Origin of the sequence: Flavobacterium sp. NKUCC04_CG (genome assembly GCF_019345525.1) — a bacterium.
In the GTDB taxonomy this organism is placed as follows: domain Bacteria; phylum Bacteroidota; class Bacteroidia; order Flavobacteriales; family Flavobacteriaceae; genus Flavobacterium.
The window spans coordinates 368636-388666 of record NZ_JAHKRA010000001.1 but is presented as its reverse complement, the minus strand read 5'-3'; the positions used below and the strand labels follow the sequence as shown (position 1 = coordinate 388666).

Sequence of the window (20031 nt, the reverse complement as noted above, 5' to 3'; positions counted from 1 at the left end):
TTCAAACTTTAAACTATATTTGCAGCATATACTATAGTTATGGCATTTTTTGCGGCAAACTATACAAAAAAAACAAAAATTGCGGATAGGATACTACAGAAAAACAGCCAGCTGTTTTTGTCTATGCGCGGTGGAACCAACTGATATTGAACGACGATGAAGAACATAAGAAACTTTTGTATTATTGCCCATATCGACCACGGTAAAAGTACCTTGGCAGATAGACTCTTGGATGCAACACAAACCGTGACGGTAAGAGAGAAGCAAGCCCAATTACTAGACAATATGGATTTGGAGCGAGAACGTGGTATTACCATCAAGTCTCACGCCATCCAAATGGAATATATGTATAAAGGAGAAAACTATATTCTAAATTTAATTGATACTCCAGGACACGTAGATTTCTCTTATGAAGTTTCTCGTTCCATTGCAGCCTGTGAAGGAGCTTTGTTGATTGTAGATGCAGCACAAAGTATCCAAGCACAGACTATCTCCAATCTGTATTTAGCTTTGGAAAACGATTTGGAAATCATTCCGGTTTTAAACAAAATCGATTTGCCTAGTGCCAATCCAGAAGAGGTAAGTGATGATATCGTGGAACTTTTAGGATGTGAGTATGAAGACATCATCCCGGCATCTGGAAAAACAGGTTTAGGAGTAGAGGATATCCTAGCGGCTATTATCGAGCGTATTCCTCCTCCAAAAGGAAATCCAGAGGAGCCGTTACAGGCTTTGATTTTCGATTCTGTTTACAATCCATTTCGTGGAATTGAAGTTATTTTCCGTGTGGTGAATGGGTCGATTACCAAAGGGCAGAAAATTAAATTCATGGCTACGGGCAATGAATATTTCGCCGATGAAATAGGAACTTTAAAATTAAGTCAAACCCCAAAGCAAAAGATTTCGACAGGAGATGTTGGGTATTTGATATCAGGAATTAAAGAGGCTAAAGAAGTAAAAGTAGGGGACACCCTTACCGATGCTAAAACGCCTACACAAAATATGATCTCCGGTTTTGAAAACGTAAAACCTATGGTATTTGCCGGTATTTATCCGGTGGATACAGAAGATTACGAAGAGTTGAGAAACTCTATGGAGAAATTACAATTAAACGATGCTTCCTTGGTTTTTGCAGCAGAGAGTTCTGCGGCATTGGGCTTTGGTTTCCGTTGTGGATTCTTGGGAATGTTGCATATGGAAATCATCCAAGAACGTTTGGAACGCGAGTTTAATATGACCGTGATTACAACCGTACCTAACGTGTCGTATTTGGCTTATACCAAAAAAAATCCAGATACTCCATTAATCGTAAACAACCCTTCTGATTTACCTGAACCGTCACGTTTAGAACGTGTAGAGGAACCGTACATCAAGGCGACCATCATTACTAAATCCGATTTCGTAGGACAAGTAATGAGTTTGTGTATAGAGAAAAGGGGACTTATTACCAATCAGAATTATTTGACGCCGGAGCGTGTGGAGCTGTCTTTTGATATGCCATTGGCTGAGATTGTTTTTGACTTCTACGACCGTCTTAAAACCGTATCTAAGGGCTATGCTTCTTTTGATTATGCTCCTATTGGATTGCGTACATCTAAATTGGTAAAAGTCGATGTATTGTTGAACGCACATATTGTAGATGCGCTTTCTGCTTTAATACATGAGGATAACGCGCACCACATTGGTAAAAAGATGTGTGAAAAACTAAAAGAATTGATTCCACGTCAGCAATTTGATATTCCAATTCAAGCGGCAATAGGCGTTAAGGTAATCGCTCGTGAAACAGTGAAAGCATTGCGTAAAGACGTTACTGCCAAATGTTATGGAGGAGATATTTCTCGTAAACGTAAACTACTTGAAAAACAAAAAGCGGGTAAAAAACGTATGCGTCAAGTTGGAAACGTAGAGATTCCACAAGAAGCATTTATGGCTGTTTTAAAATTAAACGATTAATAAATATTTTGTTTGCACCTAGTGCGGTAGCTTAATATTTTTATATAAAAATTCTTGGTAATAAAAAAAAGCCAGAAGCATATGCTTCTGGCTTTTTTTATGGTTTTGTCAGTCATTACAAGCGCATTAAAATCCCCCTGTTTTATAGATAAACAGGGGTTAAGGCTGTCCTTGTGTGATTTCACTTCCTACGACTTCTGATTGGCGATTATTACTTAAGAGTTGAAGGGCAAACGAATTCCGTTGTTTTTAAATCGGTTTGTTTGATTGCGGCAAAACCTCCAATAATATCTATCATATTGTGATAGCCCCTGGCTTTTAAAATCGACGCTGCTATCAACGAACGATAGCCTCCGGCACAATGTATGTAAAATGGTTTATCCGTCGGGAAATCGGCTATATTGTCGTTTAAAACATCTAGTGGAACATGATGCACCGCTTCCAAATGTGATGCTTCAAATTCACCGGGTTTACGAACGTCAAAAACGTTTAAAGTATCATCCTGCATTTTTTCTGCAAAAGTATCGGCCGTAATTTGTGTAACGGTATCGATTTCCAGTCCTGATTTTTTCCAAGTATCAAAACCTCCTTTTAGAAAACCTAAAGAATTGTCGTATCCCACTCTCGATAAACGAATAATGGTTTCCTCTTCTCTTCCTTCTGGGGCAACAATTAAAATAGGTTGTTGAATATCGGTAATTAAGGCACCTACCCATGGGGCAAATTGTCCGTCAATACCAATAAAAATAGAACCGGGAATATGTCCCTGAGCAAATTCTGAGACCGAACGAACGTCTAGAATAAGTGCTGTATTCTCATCGGCAACCAATTGAAATTCAGCTGGATTTAAGGCTTGGTTTTCACGAATTATTTTTTCAACATCTTCATAACCCTCTTTATTGAGTTTTACGTTTAAAGGGAAGTAGCTTGGAGGAGGCAATAAACCAGCTGTCACTTCGGCTATAAATTCTGCTTTAGTCATATCGGCACGTAGTGCGTAATTGGTTTGTTTTTGCTCTCCTAAATTTCCTATGGTTTCCTTGCTTAAGTTTTTTCCACAAGCTGAACCCGCACCGTGAGCGGGATATACTATAACGTGGTCGCCCAATGGCATAATTTTGTTTCTCAAACTGTGAAAAAGCGTTCCAGCAAGTTCTTCTTGCGTCATACTCGTTGCCTTTTGTGCCAAGTCAGGACGTCCAACATCACCTAAAAACAAGGTGTCGCCGCTAAATATAGCGTGGTCATTTCCGTTTTCGTCCTTCAGCAGATAGGTGGTGCTTTCCATGGTGTGTCCTGGAGTATGCAGTGCTGTTAAGCTGATTTTTCCCAATTGGAAAACTTCCCCATCTGTAGCAATATGTGCTTTAAACGTTGGTGAAGCTGTAGGGCCATAAACAATTGGCGCTGCTGTTTTTTCTGCCAAAGTCACATGGCCGCTAACGAAATCGGCATGGAAATGGGTCTCAAAAATATATTTAATTCTTGCTCCGGCAGCTGTGGCTTTATCAATGTATTGCTGTACTTCACGTAGTGGATCTATAATGGCAACTTCGCCTTCACTTTCAATATAATAGGCTCCTTGGGCCAAACAGCCGGTATAAATTTGTTCTATTTTCATATAGCGATAATGTTTTTAAGACAATCGATGCCGAATAATTTACTAATCGTTGTCTGTTGTTTGTAAAGTAAAATTACAATCCTTTTTTTTCAATAGCTGTAACCACGGTTACAAAGGATAAAAAAACTAATTTAATAGGTTTGAATCTAACAGCTCAATGTTTTTGCGATTCAGTCGAATCAATCCCTCTTTTTCAAAGCGCTTTAACAGTCTGGAAATGACCACGCGAGAAGTGTTTAATTCGTAAGCGATTTCTTGATGTGTATGGTTTATAATCGTGTTTTTATTGATTTTTGCTTTTTCTTGTAAATGAGTAAGTAGCCTTTCATCCATTTTCATAAAAGCCAGATTGTCTACTGCAACCAACATCTCAGACAAGCGGTTGTTATAACTGTTGAGTACAAAATTACGCCAACTGCGGTATTTGCCCATCCATTCCTCCATTTTATTTACGGGAATCAGAGCCAAGCTACCAGAAGTTTCTGCAACAGCACGAATTTCACTTTGTTTTTCTCCTAAAGTGCATTTCAGCGTAAACGCACAAGTATCGCCTTTTTCGATAAAATAAAGTAACAATTCGCCTTCATCCTTGTCTTCACGCATAATTTTGATAGCGCCGCTCAACAATAATGGCATTTTCTTGATGTATTCGCCAATTTCAATCAGTATATCTCCTTCTTCAAAATCGTAAATAGTCGCTACCTCCATCAACTCCTCCATCAACTCCGCTTCAAAAACAGTACCGTAAGCTTCTTTTATAGCAATATTCATAAAAATGGTTTAAAAGATTTAATAGAAGCTAAAAATAGGATTATTTTACCCATCTCACAAACCCAGTTGTACATTATTAGCAAAATCAAAAAGGACAATACTGTCATCCTTGTTGCCAAGTGTGCTCAAAAAATAAATGCTATTAATGGGGTAGTTTGTTTTGAACTAAACCGTAAATCCACGTACCTAGCAAGGCTCCGATTATGGCGACGCCCATCGGAAAAAAACCAGCGCCTAACAGCACAAACATAGGTCCTGGACAAGCTCCGCCAAGTGCCCAACCTAATCCAAAGATAATACCACCTACTACATAACGGACAAGGCCCTTTTTTTTATCTTGGAATACTATGGGGTTTCCAGAAATATCTTTGATTTTTTTTCTTTTGATCAGCTGTACCGCCAATACCGCAAGCACCAATGCCGATCCGATGATTCCATACATGTGAAACGAGTCGAATTGAAACATTTCGTAAATGCGGAACCACGATGCCGCACCGGACTTAAACAAGGCTATTCCAAAGAACATCCCCAGAAAGAGGTAAACTAATTTTTTCATAATAAGCCAATTAAAATATTAGGGGGAAAAGCAGGTGTACCATAAGGAGACCGCCTATAAAAAAACCGATAACAGCATATAGCGACGGCAGTTGGAAGTTACTCAAGCCCGATATCGCATGCCCGGAAGTACAACCACCAGCATATCGCGAGCCAAAGCCTACGAGTAAACCTGCTACCAACAGTAAAATAAGTTGCTTGGGAGAATCGAATGCCTTTGGTCCAAATAATTCGGTTGGCATATAGCTCGTTCCGGCACTTTCAAAACCTAAAGCGTGTAGTTTAACTAAGGTTGCTTCGGTTAGTGGAGCCGCTACTTCGGGTGTGCTTAAAAAGTGAATTGCAATAAAACCTCCTAAGACGCTACCGACTAAAAAAATTAAATTCCACGATTGGAGTTTCCAATCAAAGCAGAAAAAATCGCAATGCTTTCCCGCGCCGCCCATAGCACAGAGTGTACGTAGATTGGACGAAAATCCAAAGGATTTTCCCAGATACAATAACGCTATCATCGTAATAGCAATTAGAGGACCTCCTATATACCAAGGCCAAGGTTCTAAAATAATACTCATAGTTTTACATTTATTCGACAAAGTAACGCATAAAATGAAATGTGTACAGTAACAATTGCTACAAAGCGATTAAATAGTAGTCTTGTCGAACTTGTTTCAACCGTAAAGGGGGGTGTGCAATAAGTCGCGTAAAACTTCCATTTAAATCGTAATTATTTCGGATATTGAACAAAAAATAAAATGAAAAACATACTCTTATTAAGTGTTTTCTTGATGCTTGTAAATCCGGTAAAAGCGCAAGAGAAAGAAACCGCTCATCGAGTGGTTTTTCAGATGACCAGCGCAGAAATAGCAGAACAAAAGGGACTGCTTAATAATATCGATAATTTGATTAAGCTGTGGAAAGACGATGTAACGATTCACGTCGTGATTCACGGTCCGGGTATTGCCTTAGTTTTGGCGGAAAAGACCACTTTTAAAGCAGATCTGACTCGGTTAATCGATAGCGGAGTTGTTTTTAAAGTTTGTGAAAACACCTTGAAACAAAAGGGAATTGACAAAAAAGCAATACGCAATAATATGCAATTCGTGCCCTCAGGTATAGCGGAAATTATACTAAAACAAGAGCAGGGATGGAGTTATATTAAGAGTAATTTTTGAAGTAGAAATCAGATGTTAGCAATATAGACGTAGAAAATTATTTCGGGATATTGTTGTTTTATTCTCAAGCTGTTTTGGTGTATAAGGGAGTATAGGTCTAGTTGACTATGAATTAAAACAACACAAGGGGATGAGCGTTTTTTACCAGTTGCTGTCCGGTATCTTGGAGTAATAAAAAGAAAGTGGTTTAACTGATTTGGAGGCGAGAATTTAGCAGTTTGCTTACGGTAATTCCATTTCAAATACAGGTTTTAATAAAGTTGGAGACCTTGATTAGTGTCAATTGATTTGCAGTTAAAAACGATCGCTTTTTTATAGTTTCTTATTCGATTTCCCTTAACTTTGATAAGCAATTTATAAGCAACAATAAGCAATGAGAATAAAAGTATCGGATTTTTGTAAAATAGTGTCTGCTAATTATTTAGGAGGGGAGACCGAATTGTTATTTAGTCACGTATCCATAGATAGTAGGTCTTTGCAAAATAACGACCAAACCTTATTTTTCGCCTTAAGCGGCGCAAATCACGATGCCCATCATTTTATCCCGGATTTGATTCAAAAAGGTGTTCGGAATTTCGTATTAACTCAAAAGCCGGCAGAAAATGTAAATGGAATATCCTATTTTGTAGTTTCAAATGCCTTAGAAGCCTTTCAGAAATACGCGGCTTTTTACCGCGCTCAATTCGATTTTCCAGTCCTTGGAATTACGGGTAGCAGAGGGAAAACGGTAGTCAAAGAATGGTTGAACTTTTTGATTAATCCCGATTATAATGTTATTAAGAGTCCAAAGAGTTATAACTCCCAAGTCGGTGTGCCTTTGTCGGTATTGGGTATGGATCACAAGCACAACTTCGGAATTTTTGAAGCGGGTATCTCAACGGTAAAAGAGATGGAGATTTTGGAAAAAATCATTCAACCTACTATTGGTATATTGACTTCGATTGGAGCAGATCACAATGAAGGTTTTTTAAATCTCACCGAAAAAATCAGTGAAAAAGTAAGATTGTTTGATCATGTGGGTAAAATTATTTTGGAAGAAGACCCCGCCGTATTGTGTTATATAAAAGATCGTAACAAAGTTTTTTCTTGGAGTTTTAGTAATCCCAATGCCGATGTGTTTTTTAGTAAAACGGCCAAGGGGAAACTGCATATTATAGGTAAAAAGGCCAGTTTTGAAGTGGAAATTCCTTTTGAAGACAGTATTGCCTTGTCCAATATAGCTACTTGTATCACGACCTTACTTTGTTTAAAATACAGTAGCGAAATAATTGCAGCGCGTATTTCGAAACTGTATCGCGTAGAAATGCGATTACAAGTCAAAAATGGAATTCATCATTGTACTTTGATAGACGATAGTTATAGTTCCGATTTCCAATCTTTAAAAATCGCTTTAGACTTTTTGGAGAAACACAAAACGCATTCCGTCAAAACGATTATACTATCCGATATTTTTCAAAGCGGCTTGCCCGAAGTAGAATTGTATCGACAAGTGAGTACTTTATTAGAGGCTAATAAAGTGAATCGCATTATTGGAATAGGCGCATCGATTTCAAAACACTTAAAAGGACTAAAGAATTTTTATGGTTTTTGGAGTACCGATGCTTTTTTGAGAAAATTTTCTGCCGAAGATTTTCAGAATGAGACCATATTAGTCAAAGGAGCTCGTGGATTTCAGTTTCAGAAAATTTGCAGCCTCTTAGAAGAGAAAACCCATGAAACCGTTTTGGAGATTGATTTAAATGCAATTCGTCACAACTTGAATTTCTATCGTTCCAAACTAAAATCGACAACCAAGATTATGGTCATGGTAAAAGCATTTGGTTACGGTAACGGTAGTTTGGAAATCGCCAAGTTATTGGCGCACGATAAAATCGATTATTTGGGCGTTGCTTTTGCCGATGAGGGAATTGCTCTGCGTAAGGCGGGAATTCAATTGCCCATTATAGTAATGAATCCGGAAGCAAGTGCGTTTTCTGCTATGATAGCCTATGAATTGGAGCCGGAGATATATTCTATTAAGGAATTAAAGACTTTCTTAAATTTGGCGCAAGAGAAAAACGCTTACCAATACCCTATACATATAAAATTAGACACGGGGATGCGCCGTCTGGGTTTTGATGCAAAGGACCTACCAGAATTGATAGGTATTTTACAGCCGACTAATATCGTTGAGGTGAAAACTATATTTTCACACTTGTCCTCTAGTGATATGGCAGAATACCGTGATTTTACTTTAAAACAAATCGGTGATTTCGTAAGTCAGAGCAACTTGCTTCTAGAAGCTTTGGAGATCAATCCCATCCGGCACATACTCAATACGTCGGGAATCTATAATTTTCCTGAGCATCAAATGGACATGGTGCGTTTGGGTATAGGTTTGTATGGCGTGGGTAATGATGTTGTAGAAACCGCTCAATTGGAAAACGTAAGTACTTTAAAAACGATTATTCTGCAAATTAAAACGATAAGTGCTGGGGAGAGCGTGGGTTATGCGCGTAAATTTAGATCTAGTGGAGTCACTAAAATAGCAGTGATTCCAATCGGTTATGCCGACGGTATTCCCAGAGCTTGGGGTAATGAAAAAGGATATGTATATATTAAGGAGTGTAAAGCTACAATTATCGGTTCTATCTGCATGGATATGATGATGGTCGACGTGACTGAAATTGACTGTTATGAAGGAGATGAAGTCATTATTTTTGGAAAGGAGATTCCCGTGACGGTTTTGGCAGCTCAATTGGGAACCATTCCTTACGAAATTATGACTGGTGTTTCTCAAAGAGTTAAGCGAATTTTCTATCAAGAATAAATATTTTTAAGAATTCATTTAGTGTTGAAGTGGAAATTTATTACTTTAGCGTAAATTTAAATACAAAAAGCTATGGGATTCATAAAAGAGTTTAAAGAGTTTGCTGTTAAAGGAAATGTAATGGACTTGGCAGTAGGGGTGATTATTGGAGGGGCATTTGGAAAAATTATAGACAGTGTTGTTAATGATTTGATAATGCCTTTAGTATCAGGAATTATCGGTACTCCGGATTTCAGCAATATTTATTATGTATTAAAAGGAACCGTTCCTGCAGGAGCTGCTTTAAAAGATGCAAGAGGGGTAGAGGGAGCTGTGATTTTTGCTTACGGTAATTTTATTACAGTGATGATCAGTTTTTTATTGTTGGCATTGGTTGTTTTTCTTTTGGTTAAAGGCATCAATCAATTAAAGAAAAAAGACGAAGTTGCTGCGCCAGCGGCGCCAGCTGGGCCTTCTCAAGAGCAATTGCTTGCTGAAATTAGAGATTTATTGAAACAGCAGAAATAAGAATAAAATTACAACAGCATTTTAAACCCTGTCCATTGGACGGGGTTTTTTATTCTTTGTATATGAAGCTATTTACAAGAAAATTCAGTAAGACATATAACTTTTAACGGTGTTTTATGATGAAAGTAAACGGTTATGCAATGGGAGTAAAAAAGTCTGTGAGTGCTTTTAAATGTTAAGTTTTAAGTTTTCTATAATAGAAAAAAACTATAAAAAAAAATAACACAAAATTAGCATATATGGATTTTTTGTTATTTGTTTGTTAAACAATTTAAAAATAATAAAACATGAGGAAAATTGTACTCAATTTCTTTCTAGTGTTACTGACTCTCTTGAGTGTTCAAGAGGCGTATTCACAGGCAAGAAAGGTTACAGGTAAGGTTGTTTCGGCTGGAGATGGTTTCTCTCTTCCAGGAGCAAGTGTTCTAATTAAAGGTACCACTGATGGTGTTAGTACTGATTTGGACGGTAATTATTCGATTACAGTCAAAGATGGTAATGCTACTTTAGTATTTGCATTCATTGGGTATAAAGACTCAGAAGTGAAATTGCAAGGAAGAGCTAAGGTAGATGTTTCTTTGGCAGAAGAGTCTTCAACTATGGCTGAGATTCAAATTACAACAGGTTATGAAAAAGTAAATAAAAGAACTTTTACAGGAGCTGTAAGTAGAATTGAAGCAAAAGATTTAAGATTAGAAGGGGTTCCTGATGTGAGTCGTGGAATTGAGGGTAAAGCAGCAGGTGTAACTGTACAAAACGTTACAGGTTCATTTGGAGCGGCACCTAAAATCACGGTACGTGGGTCTTCTTCTATTTTTGGAGATACTAAACCGTTATGGGTTATTGATGGAGTGGTTCAAGAGGATATTGTTAACGTAAGTTTTGCTGATTTAGCATCGGGTAATGCGGAAACCTTATTGAGTTCTGCAGTTGCTGGTTTAAACGGAAGTGATGTTTTGAGCATTGAGATTTTAAAAGATGCATCGGCTACTTCTATTTATGGTGCTAGAGCGATGAACGGTGTTGTGGTTATTACTACAAAAAGTGGAAAAAGAGAAAGTCCACTAACGGTTTCATACAATTTGGAAAATACAATTAGAGAAGTGCCAAATTACGGTCAGTATGATATTATGAACTCTCAGCAAACTATGGGTGTTCTTACTGAATTGGAAAGAAAAGGTCGTCTTACGTTTCCGGATGTTGCAGAAGGAAGATATGGAGGTGTTTATAATTTATATACACAACATGTTAGACAAGGTAATGGAACTGGGTATGAAGATGATAAAAACGCCTTTTTACAACAATATGAAATGGCAAACACAGATTGGTTCAAGGTATTATTCAGACCTGCTGTTATGCAAAATCACTCTTTGAGTTTTTCTGGAGGAGGAAAAAATTCTAGTTACTTCGCATCTATTGGATATTTAAATGATCCAGGATGGAGTGTTGCGGATAACGTGAAAAGGATTACAATGAATTTAAAATCTACTTTCTTTGTAAATGATAAAGTAACAGTTGCTTTGTCTTCTATGGCTTCGGTACGTGATCAAAGAGCGCCAGGAAGTTATAATAGTAAAAGTGATGTTGTTGGTGGTCAAGTAACTAGGGATTTTGATATCAATCCATTTAGCTATGCTTTGAATACTTCAAGAGCATTAAGAGCTTATGATAATGATGGAAATTTAGAGTATTACAGACAAAACTGGGCTCCTTTTAACGTTGTTAATGAGTTGGAAAACAACTATATGGACTATGATGTAAAAGATATTAAATTTCAAGTGGATTTAGAGTATAAAATACTTAAAAATTTAACTTTTAATTCTTCTGGATCAGTTCGTTATGTAGATTCAAATAGAAATCACAATGTTTTAGAAGGGTCTAACGTTGTTGGGGCATATAGAGCAGACGGTTCAAAAATCACAAAAGATCAAAACCCTTATCTTTATGTAGATCCGGATAATCCTGGAGCGAAAAAAGAAGTGGTTTTGGAAAATGGAGGTATTCTTTCTAAGTATTCCAATACGTTGTTATCTTATAACTTTAGAAACAGTTTTAGTTATAAAGAGCGATTTGGAGCTACGGGAATTCATGAAGTAGAGGCTTTTGCAGGTCAAGAGTTACGTCATGTTGATCGTAATAACGATAACTTTTCTGGATATGGTTTACAATATGATAAAGGATTTGTAGCTTTTACAGATGCTAGATTAATTGAAAAATTGATTACTCAAGGTCAGTATTACTACGGTAAGGGACTTGAGAAAGAAAGAACAATGGGTTTCTTTGCTAAAGGAACTTATACCTATGATGGAAGATATACTGTATCTGCTACTGGTCGTTATGATGCTTCAAACCAACAAGGTCAAGGAGGTACATCTTGGTTGCCAACTTATACGGTAAGTGCTAAATGGAATATCATGCAAGAGAAATTTATGCAAGAGCAAACTACTTTCTCTGATTTGAGTATTCGTGGAGCTTATGGATTAACAGCTACAGCTGGTCCTGCATCGAATTCAAGTGCGGTATTCTTGAACTCTATTACTGGAGAGCGTTACAATCCAAGTGATAGAGAGTCTGGTTTATCTATTTCTGAATTAAAAAACAGTGATTTAACTTGGGAAAAACAATTTGAAACAAATATTGGAATTGACTTCGGTATGTTCAATAACAGATTGTATATATCTGCTGATGTTTATAAAAGAGATGCATTTGATTTAGTTGATTTAGTAAAAACATCAGGAATTGGTGGACAAGAAAACAAATGGGGTAATAATGCAGATATGACTACTAAAGGTTTTGAAGCGAGTATTACAACAAGAAATATTGTTGCTCCAGGTTTTAAATGGACTTCTAGTATTAACCTTTCTTACTACGATCAAAAAATCAAGAAATTGGCTTATGATGCTCAAGCACACCAGTTAATTTCAGGTGTTGGTGGAAATGTTGTTGGATATCCGAGAAATGGATTATTCTCTTATGAATTCTTAGGTTTAGATAATGATGGTTTACCTCATTTTAATCAAGCCCCTGGAATTACGGATGAAATAGGTGGTGCAAACTTCCAAGACAGAACGAATGTAACGGGTTATTTAAAATACAGTGGAGCATTAGAGCCAAATAAATCTCTTGGTTTTACAAATACCTTTACGGTTCAAAACTGGACGTTAGACTTTATGATTATGGCTTCGGGTGGAAATGTGGTTCGTTTGAATCCTTCATTTTCTTCTCAATATAATGATACACAGGTGTTTACTAAAGACATGAACGACCGTTGGTTGATTCCAGGAGATGAGTTTAAAACGAATATTCCTACTATCCTTGATGCTTCTAAGTTAATGGAAGATTCAGGTCGTATGGATAGAGCTTATAATACTTATAATTTCTCTGATGTACGTGTTGCAGATGGTAGTTTTGTTCGTGTTAAAAACATTACTTTGACGTATGAATTCCCGGAACTTTTCAAGAAAACAATAGGTGTTTCTGCATTTTCTATGAAAGCTTCAGTTGTGAATCCATTTTTGTTGTATTCTGATAAAAAGTTAAATGGACAAGATCCAGAATTTTATAGATCTGGTGGGGTTGCTATGCCTGTTACAAGACAGTATACTCTAACGTTGAACTTATCAATATAAAAGTTAATTAAAATGAAAAAAGTAAAAATTTTAGTAGCGGCTCTAGTTGTACTTAGTTTGAATAGCTGTTCAGAATTTCTTTCTGAAACGCCTGATAATAGAACACAATTAGATTCGCCAGAAAAAATATCAGAACTTTTAGTAAATGCGTATGTAGGTAGAACTTATATGGGATTTACGGAGTCTATGACGGATAACTTCGCCGATTCAAGACGATTAGATGTAACAGAACTTGGTAATTCTAAGTATTTTAGATTTGAGGATAATGAACTTATAGAATTCGATTCACCAGCTTGGTATTGGGAGACTTGTTATTCTGCTATTGCGCATTCAAATCAGGCTTTAGAGGCAATCGATAAGTTGGGTAATCCAGCATCGTTGTCTGCACAAAGAGGAGAGGCTTTAATGACACGTGCTTATTCGCATTTTATGTTGGTTAATATCTTTTCACAAGCTTACGATCCAAATACGGCAGAGTTCGAATTGGGTGTTCCTTATGTAAAAGAAGTAGAAACTAACTTAATCGTTAACTATAAGAGAAAGACTATTCAAGAAGTATATGACCTTATTGAAGCAGATATCTTAGAAGGAGTGAATTTAGTAGATGACAAAAAATACAAGAAGAAAGGGTTCCATTTTACTCGTGCAGCAGCTAAAGCAATGGCAGTTCGATTCTATTCAGCTAAAGCGGATTGGGATAAAGTATTGGAATATTCTACTGATTTAGGAGATGCTCCAGGTAAGTTGAGAGATGTTAATGCATTAATCGCTGCAGGATTAGGTATTCCTGAATTTGCTCAAAGATGGGCAGCAGCAAATGAGGATAATAATCTTTTAATTGTGGCAGGAAATTCTGTTGTAGACCAGACTATTGGTATCGGTAGATTTGGTATTACGGATCAAGTTAAAGATTTACTTGTGGATAAAAAAGGAAATCCTTTCGGAAAAGCCTGGGCAGAGAGGTTTGTACAGTTTACTAGATCAGGAACTTATGTGCCGAATAAGTTTTATGCTTACTTCGTGTTTGAAGGTAGTAATACTACATCAGGTACACCTTATGTTGCTACGGTGGCATTGAGTAATGATGAAATGTATTTATCGCGTATCGAGGCAACGATTATGAAGGGAGATTTAGATAAAGCGGCAAAAATGATTGCTCATTTTTCTAAAGATAAAACTGCTGGTTTTGTACCTTCGGATCTTAATAGAGTAACTAAAGCTAAAATTTTAAGTTTGGTTCCTAATGCCGATGAGTATGAACCGTTTTTTGCATTGGATACAGATCAACGAAAATTCTTTAAATACGTTGCAGAGGTTAGAAGAGCTGCATTTGTTGGTGAAGGTGCTCGTTGGTTCGATATTAAACGTTTTAATTTAGAAGTAAGACATAGATTGTTAATTGAGAATGAAGAAATTGTTTTAGGCAAAAAAGACAATAGAAAGGCAATTCAAGTGCCGGCTCAAGTAGCGCAATACGGTGTAGTACCAAATCCAAGATAATTATGAAAAAATATATTGTAAAAAGTGCATTTGTAGCAGCGTTGTTCTGCTTGACTGCATGTTCAAAAGATGATAGTCTTAATAAAGAGAGTGTTCTAAAAGACGCGGAAATTGACAATAGCGCAGAGGGTTTATATATTAAGGAGAATTTTACAGATCCTTATAAAATTCAAGTATTGTATAAATGGGATCGTAATCAATATGGTGCCTCACGTGATGTTTTAAGAAATTTGTATCCTTCGAAAAGAATCAATGTTATACCAGCTATGGAGATGGTAAAACAGGTTTGGATCAATACGTATAATGAGGCTGCAAGTCCTGATTTTATTAAAAATATTAGACCATTCCAATTCTTGCTTGCAGGTGGTGCAGCATATAATGAAAACAATTCAAGAACGCTTGGTTTGGCATCTTCAGGAGTTCGTGTTACGCTATATGAAGTGGATGATGTAATCGTTAATCCAGATAAGGCTATGGAATTTATTCATACCATTCAACACGAATACATCCACATCATCAATCAAGCTATTGAGTTTAGCGAAAGTGATTTTGGAAAACAGACCATGAGTGATTATAGTCCTGCTTGGACTGGTGTAAGTGATTCAGAGGCAAATGAAAAGGGTTTTGTAACGCCTTATGCGTCTAATAATATCTTTGAAGATTTCGCTGAAACGGCGTCGTATTTGTTAACGCATACCGAAGCAGAGTATGCTGCATTTTTGGAGTCTTTTAAAATTGCAGGTACTACTACTTACAGACCAGGTCGTGCTAAGATTATGTACAAAGTAAACTTCGTTAGAGATTATTTCAAAACGGAGTTTAATGTGGACTTTGAAGAGGTTTGTAGAGTTGCTAACAGAAATGCAGCTGACTCACCTTTGTTGAATCCTACTGGAGCGAAGTCTATTGGAGCAAAAAGCCCTTATGGAGTAACTGCAAATGGTAAAGTTCATTACTGTGAATATGATTGGACTGGAATTAATAATAAAAAATAATTATGAAGAGATTTAAATATATAGCAGTTCTTTTTTTAGCTATTTCTGGTAGTGTCTTTACTTCTTGTAATAGTGACGATAGTTCTGTTGGAATAGATGGTGTTGATGCATCTACGAGATTAAAGGAGGCTGAAAAGAAATTGCAGGCAGCTTTGCTTAGTGCTGAAAATGGCTGGATTGTGGAGTTTTTCCCTAACAATAAGTTGTTGGGTGGATATCAAATGTGGATGGACTTTAATGAAAACGGTAGTGTTCAAGTGAGGTCAGATAGAAATTTTGACGATACGAGTATACAGAACGACGAGTACAATTTTGTGTTGTTGAGCACGATTGCTTTGAGTTTTCCTACTGGAAGTGTTGTTCATGAGTTTATTAAGGATAATGAAATGACAAATCATGCAGATATCGAGTTTTTGATAGATAAGTATGAAGAAGGAAAAATTATTTTTAAAGGACATACTAGCAGAAATACGATTGTTTTTACTGCGGCTACTGCAGAGGAAAAACAATTCGACCTTTCTAAAAACAAACAGATGTTCCTTAAATTTGATGGACCTCAAACCACTATGTTTAAGAGTCTTATTGTAAATGATGGCGGGAATTTACAAAAATACGCATTAGATTACAATGGAAGTTCTCGTTTTGGATTAGTATCAAGTGAAGATGGAACTCCGCTAAATAAAGAGGGTGGAATCGGTTTCGGATATACTGCTACGGGTCTTGTTGTAAGCCCTGCTATTAATGTAGGTGGAGAATTGGTTAAGTTCTTGGATTATAATGCTGGAAGTGATGAGTTTATTGGTACAGCAAGTACTGGAACAGTAACCGTTAAAAATCTTCAAATGCCTTTATTCGTTACAGACGATTATAGAGCTTTTCTAGCCGGTAAGGATGTGGCGCATTTGGAGTCATCTCTACGTGGAGTATCCGTAAACTCTATGCTGTTTAATAAAGTTATGATGGAATATTTTAAATCTGTTGGTTATGGTGAAACCGGTTCAATGTTAGAGAGAATCGATATTAGCTTTAACGGTAATAATTCAGCTATTCAATATAGCTTCTTAAAAGGTAAAGCTCCTATTTTGCGTAGAGTTAGACTTTCTAGTGGCGCTGATGGTAGATTGATTTTTACTAATGTTTCGGTTAATGGAACACTTCCTGCAGAACTTCAAGTTATAGATGATGCTTTGATTCAATCAGCTGGATTTTTTGTTAAAAGAGAAGGACAAACCGGAGAGTATGGTAATCCTGCTTTCTCGATAACTTCTGCAAGTCAAATTAAGATCAAATTTGCAGTGTATGGTTTTAATTAAATAAAACATATGTTTTTGATTAAATAAATTTAAAAAGCTCAGTGATTTCACTGGGCTTTTTTTATTCTTGGTTGATTGTGGCTTTATATTTTGCCATTTATTTTGCAAGACGATGTCTCGATAGAAGCGCTATTTTTGCTGTTGATTGGAATGGTCTGTAGCCGTTTTTTAGTACACTAAAAAGACAGGCCGTATCGAAACCCGATACGGCCTGTCTTTTCAAAATATTGTTGCTTAAAATGTGTTTTTTAACTGATTTTAAACAACAATAAATTTATTGTCATAAAGAAAAAAGCTAAAAACAGAAGGGGCTATCTAAAAGATAGCCCCTTTTGTTTTTAATAATCTATGACACTAATATCTATAGTATTCCGGTTTGTATGGGCCTTCAGGTGTTACACCAATATAGTCTGCTTGATCTGTAGATAAAACTTCCAGTTCTACTCCAATTTTATTTAAGTGCAAACGGGCTACTTTTTCATCTAAATATTTCGGTAACATATAAACTTCATTGTTGTATTGTTCGCTGTTTTTCCACAATTCAATTTGAGCCAAAGTTTGATTGGTAAATGAATTTGACATAACAAACGAAGGGTGGCCTGTAGCGCAACCTAGGTTTACTAAGCGACCTTCTGCTAAAATGATGATATCTGTACCGTTGATCGTATATTTATCAACCTGAGGCTTTATTTCTACTTTAGAAGCACCGTGGTTGCTGTTTAACCAAGCGATATCGATTTCATTGTCAAAATGACCGATATTACATACTACCGTTTTGTCTTTCATCTTTTCGAAATGACGACCCACTACGATATCTTTATTTCCAGTTGTGGTAATAATAATGTCGGCATTAGCAATAACCGTGTCTAATTTTTTAACTTCAAAACCATCCATAGCTGCTTGTAAAGCACAGATAGGGTCGATTTCTGTTACGGTAACGATAGATCCAGCTCCGCGGAATGATGCTGCAGTTCCTTTACCCACATCACCATATCCACATACAATTACACGTTTACCAGCCAACATTAAATCAGTAGCACGACGAATCGCATCTACTGCCGATTCCTTACAACCGTATTTGTTGTCAAATTTAGACTTAGTAACCGAATCATTAACGTTGATAGCAGGCATCGGTAAAGTGCCGTTTTTCATTCTTTCGTACAAACGGTGAACTCCAGTTGTCGTTTCCTCAGAAAGTCCTTTAATTCCATCAACCAATTCTGGGAAACGGTCAATAACCATGTTGGTTAAATCACCACCATCGTCCAAAATCATATTCAATGGTTTTCTGTCTTCTCCAAAGAAAAGGGTTTGCTCGATACACCAGTCAAAATCAACTTCGTTTAAGCCTTTCCAAGCATAAACCTGAACCCCGCTTTCTGCTATAGCAGCAGCAGCTTGATCCTGTGTAGAGAAAATATTACAAGAACTCCAAGTTACTTCGGCACCTAAAGCTACTAAAGTTTCGATTAAAACAGCAGTTTGAATAGTCATGTGTAAACAACCCGCAATTCTTGCTCCTTTTAACGGTTGTTCGTTGTGATATTCTTGTCTAAGAGCCATTAGTCCGGGCATCTCTGCTTCGGCCAATTCTATTTCTTTTCTTCCCCAAGAAGCCAGAGAAATGTCTTTCACTTTGTATGCCACAAAAGGCGGTATTTTTGTGCTCATCTGTTGTATATTTGTATTTACAAAATTTTTATACAAACTTACGGAATTCCTTTTTAAAAAGAGAAATGCGAATCTTAATTCGTCGTTAAGGAGTTTGTCTAAACCATACTCTAAAAATTCTAAAATGCCATTAGACAGAATAATTACAGTTAATGCTAGTACACAGGTGTTTATCTGGAAAATAGCCGAAGATTTTGATAGCCTTATTCAGGGCATTGAACTGCTTGAAACGACGCGACAACGATTGCTTGGCATGAAATCTGTTAGTCATCAATGTGGCTTTCTTAGCATACGTCATCTATTAAAAGCGGCGGGGTATAGCGACTCTGATTTGCAATACGACGAAAATGGCAAACCGCATTTAGTCGATGGGAAGCATATTTCAATTACGCATTCCTTTACCTATGCTGCACTTATAATTAGTGATCATAATGTAGGTATTGACATAGAAATGATGCGTGAAAAGATAATCCGTATAGCCGATAAATTCACTAATGAACAAGAACAAATGTTTGCAGTAGCGAATCCAATTGGGGAAAAAGTCAAGCAATTAACGGTCATTTGGGGGGCTAAAGAAGCCATGTATAAAATGTGTAATTCGCGCAGTCTGAGTTTTAAGAGTCATATGCATGTGTTTCCTTTTAACCTAGATGCTCAAGAAGGGCACTGTCAAGTAATATCAGACGAATTTTCTCATGATTTTACTTTTTACTTCTTGGTAATTGAGAATTTTGTATTGGTCTATACCTCGTTGTGATTTTGGGTAAAGATCATGACATAAATCTTTTTATTAGTATCTTCGCTTGGTATAAATGCGAAAAAATTTGAATAATGGAAACAAATATTTTAGTAGCTCAGGCTACCGATTCTGAAAAAGTGACATTTTATAGAAAGACCTATACGCATTTAGCATTAGGCGTTTTTGCTTTTGTAATTATAGAAAGTCTATTGCTAAAAATTGACCCCTTGGTAGATTTTATGCTGAACATGACTCAAGGTTATTTGTGGTTGGTTATGTTAGGGGCCTTTATGGGAATCACTTGGTTTGCTCAAAAAATGACTTATAAAAGTGCTAATCCGAGTCAACAGTATCTCGGTTTTGGATTATATATATTAGCGCAAGCCTTGTTGTTTGTACCCTTGATTTACATCGCTATTTATTATTCTGGTGGAATGGAGTTGATCAATCAGGCAGCGATTTTGACTGGCGGTTTGTTTTTGGGTTTAACAGCGGTAGTCTTTTTAACTAAAACGGATTTTTCATTTCTAAAATCGATATTAACCATGGGCTTTTTCGTAGCGATGGGCTTGATTGTAGCGGGAATGATTTTTGGTTTTGACTTGGGATTATGGTTTTCTGGAGCAATGATTTTATTGGCTTCAGGCTCCATATTGTACTCAACATACAATATAAAAAACGAATACAGTACCGAACAATACGTTCCAGCTGCTTTGTCCTTGTTCGCTTCTTTAATGTTGTTGTTTTGGTATATATTGCGATTGTTAATGAGTAGAAATTAAGATAAGCTATTAAA

Annotated in this window: 15 protein-coding genes; 10 read left to right on the top strand and 5 right to left on the bottom strand. The window is 36.7% G+C overall.

Going from position 1 to position 20031, the window contains the following annotated elements:
• Positions 1-156: 156 nt before the first annotated feature.
• Positions 157-1953 (top strand): translation elongation factor 4, encoded by a 1797-nt coding sequence (lepA, locus tag KO524_RS01620; RefSeq protein ID WP_219288568.1) that lies wholly within the window; start codon positions 157-159, stop codon positions 1951-1953.
• 211 nt (positions 1954-2164) lie between these two features.
• Here the strand turns inward: lepA and KO524_RS01615 are convergent, their stop codons facing one another.
• The 4 genes from KO524_RS01615 to KO524_RS01600 all read right to left on the bottom strand — a co-directional run bounded on the left by KO524_RS01615 (position 2165) and on the right by KO524_RS01600 (position 5472).
• A complete protein-coding gene (locus tag KO524_RS01615) occupies positions 2165-3574 on the bottom strand; it encodes a rhodanese-like domain-containing protein (protein ID WP_219288539.1) in 1410 nt (469 codons plus the stop codon).
• Between the two features lie 126 nt (positions 3575-3700).
• On the bottom strand, positions 3701-4345 hold the full coding sequence (locus KO524_RS01610) for a Crp/Fnr family transcriptional regulator (protein ID WP_219288536.1): 645 nt from the start codon (positions 4343-4345) through the stop codon (positions 3701-3703).
• 142 nt (positions 4346-4487) lie between these two features.
• A complete protein-coding gene (locus KO524_RS01605; protein WP_219288533.1) occupies positions 4488-4901 on the bottom strand; it encodes a YeeE/YedE family protein in 414 nt (137 codons plus the stop codon).
• Between the two features lie 10 nt (positions 4902-4911).
• A complete protein-coding gene (locus KO524_RS01600) occupies positions 4912-5472 on the bottom strand; it encodes a YeeE/YedE family protein (RefSeq protein ID WP_219288530.1) in 561 nt (186 codons plus the stop codon).
• Positions 5473-5652: 180 nt separating this feature from the next.
• Between KO524_RS01600 and KO524_RS01595 the strand changes: the two genes are divergently transcribed.
• The 7 genes from KO524_RS01595 (at position 5653) to KO524_RS01565 (ending at position 16825) form a co-directional block, all read left to right on the top strand.
• On the top strand, positions 5653-6072 hold the full coding sequence (locus KO524_RS01595; protein WP_219288526.1) for a DsrE family protein: 420 nt from the start codon (positions 5653-5655) through the stop codon (positions 6070-6072).
• A gap of 373 nt (positions 6073-6445) precedes the next feature.
• Positions 6446-8881 (top strand): bifunctional UDP-N-acetylmuramoyl-tripeptide:D-alanyl-D-alanine ligase/alanine racemase, encoded by a 2436-nt coding sequence (locus tag KO524_RS01590; protein WP_219288523.1) that lies wholly within the window; start codon positions 6446-6448, stop codon positions 8879-8881.
• A 72-nt stretch (positions 8882-8953) separates the two neighbouring features.
• Entirely contained in the window at positions 8954-9388 is a 435-nt protein-coding gene (gene mscL, locus KO524_RS01585) for a large conductance mechanosensitive channel protein MscL (protein ID WP_219288520.1), read from the top strand.
• Between the two features lie 287 nt (positions 9389-9675).
• On the top strand, positions 9676-13017 hold the full coding sequence (locus KO524_RS01580; protein WP_219288517.1) for a SusC/RagA family TonB-linked outer membrane protein: 3342 nt from the start codon (positions 9676-9678) through the stop codon (positions 13015-13017).
• Between the two features lie 57 nt (positions 13018-13074).
• Complete coding sequence (locus tag KO524_RS01575; protein ID WP_219288514.1) at positions 13075-14517, top strand: RagB/SusD family nutrient uptake outer membrane protein; 1443 nt, start codon at positions 13075-13077, stop codon at positions 14515-14517.
• A gap of 2 nt (positions 14518-14519) precedes the next feature.
• The gene (locus KO524_RS01570; RefSeq protein ID WP_219288511.1) at positions 14520-15512 is read left to right on the top strand and encodes a substrate import-associated zinc metallohydrolase lipoprotein; all 993 of its coding nucleotides are present in this window, start codon (positions 14520-14522) and stop codon (positions 15510-15512) included.
• A 2-nt stretch (positions 15513-15514) separates the two neighbouring features.
• Positions 15515-16825, top strand: coding sequence for a DUF4302 domain-containing protein (locus tag KO524_RS01565; RefSeq protein WP_219288508.1), 1311 nt, complete (start codon positions 15515-15517; stop codon positions 16823-16825).
• Between the two features lie 354 nt (positions 16826-17179).
• Here KO524_RS01565 and ahcY read toward each other — a convergent pair whose 3' ends face one another.
• Entirely contained in the window at positions 17180-18496 is a 1317-nt protein-coding gene (gene ahcY, locus KO524_RS01560) for an adenosylhomocysteinase (RefSeq protein WP_219288505.1), read from the bottom strand.
• 124 nt (positions 18497-18620) lie between these two features.
• Between ahcY and KO524_RS01555 the strand changes: the two genes are divergently transcribed.
• Together KO524_RS01555 and KO524_RS01550 are read left to right on the top strand one after the other, a co-directional pair.
• A complete protein-coding gene (locus KO524_RS01555) occupies positions 18621-19253 on the top strand; it encodes a 4'-phosphopantetheinyl transferase superfamily protein (RefSeq protein ID WP_219288502.1) in 633 nt (210 codons plus the stop codon).
• Positions 19254-19327: 74 nt separating this feature from the next.
• Entirely contained in the window at positions 19328-20017 is a 690-nt protein-coding gene (locus tag KO524_RS01550; protein WP_219288499.1) for a Bax inhibitor-1 family protein, read from the top strand.
• The last annotated feature ends 14 nt before the right edge of the window (positions 20018-20031 follow it).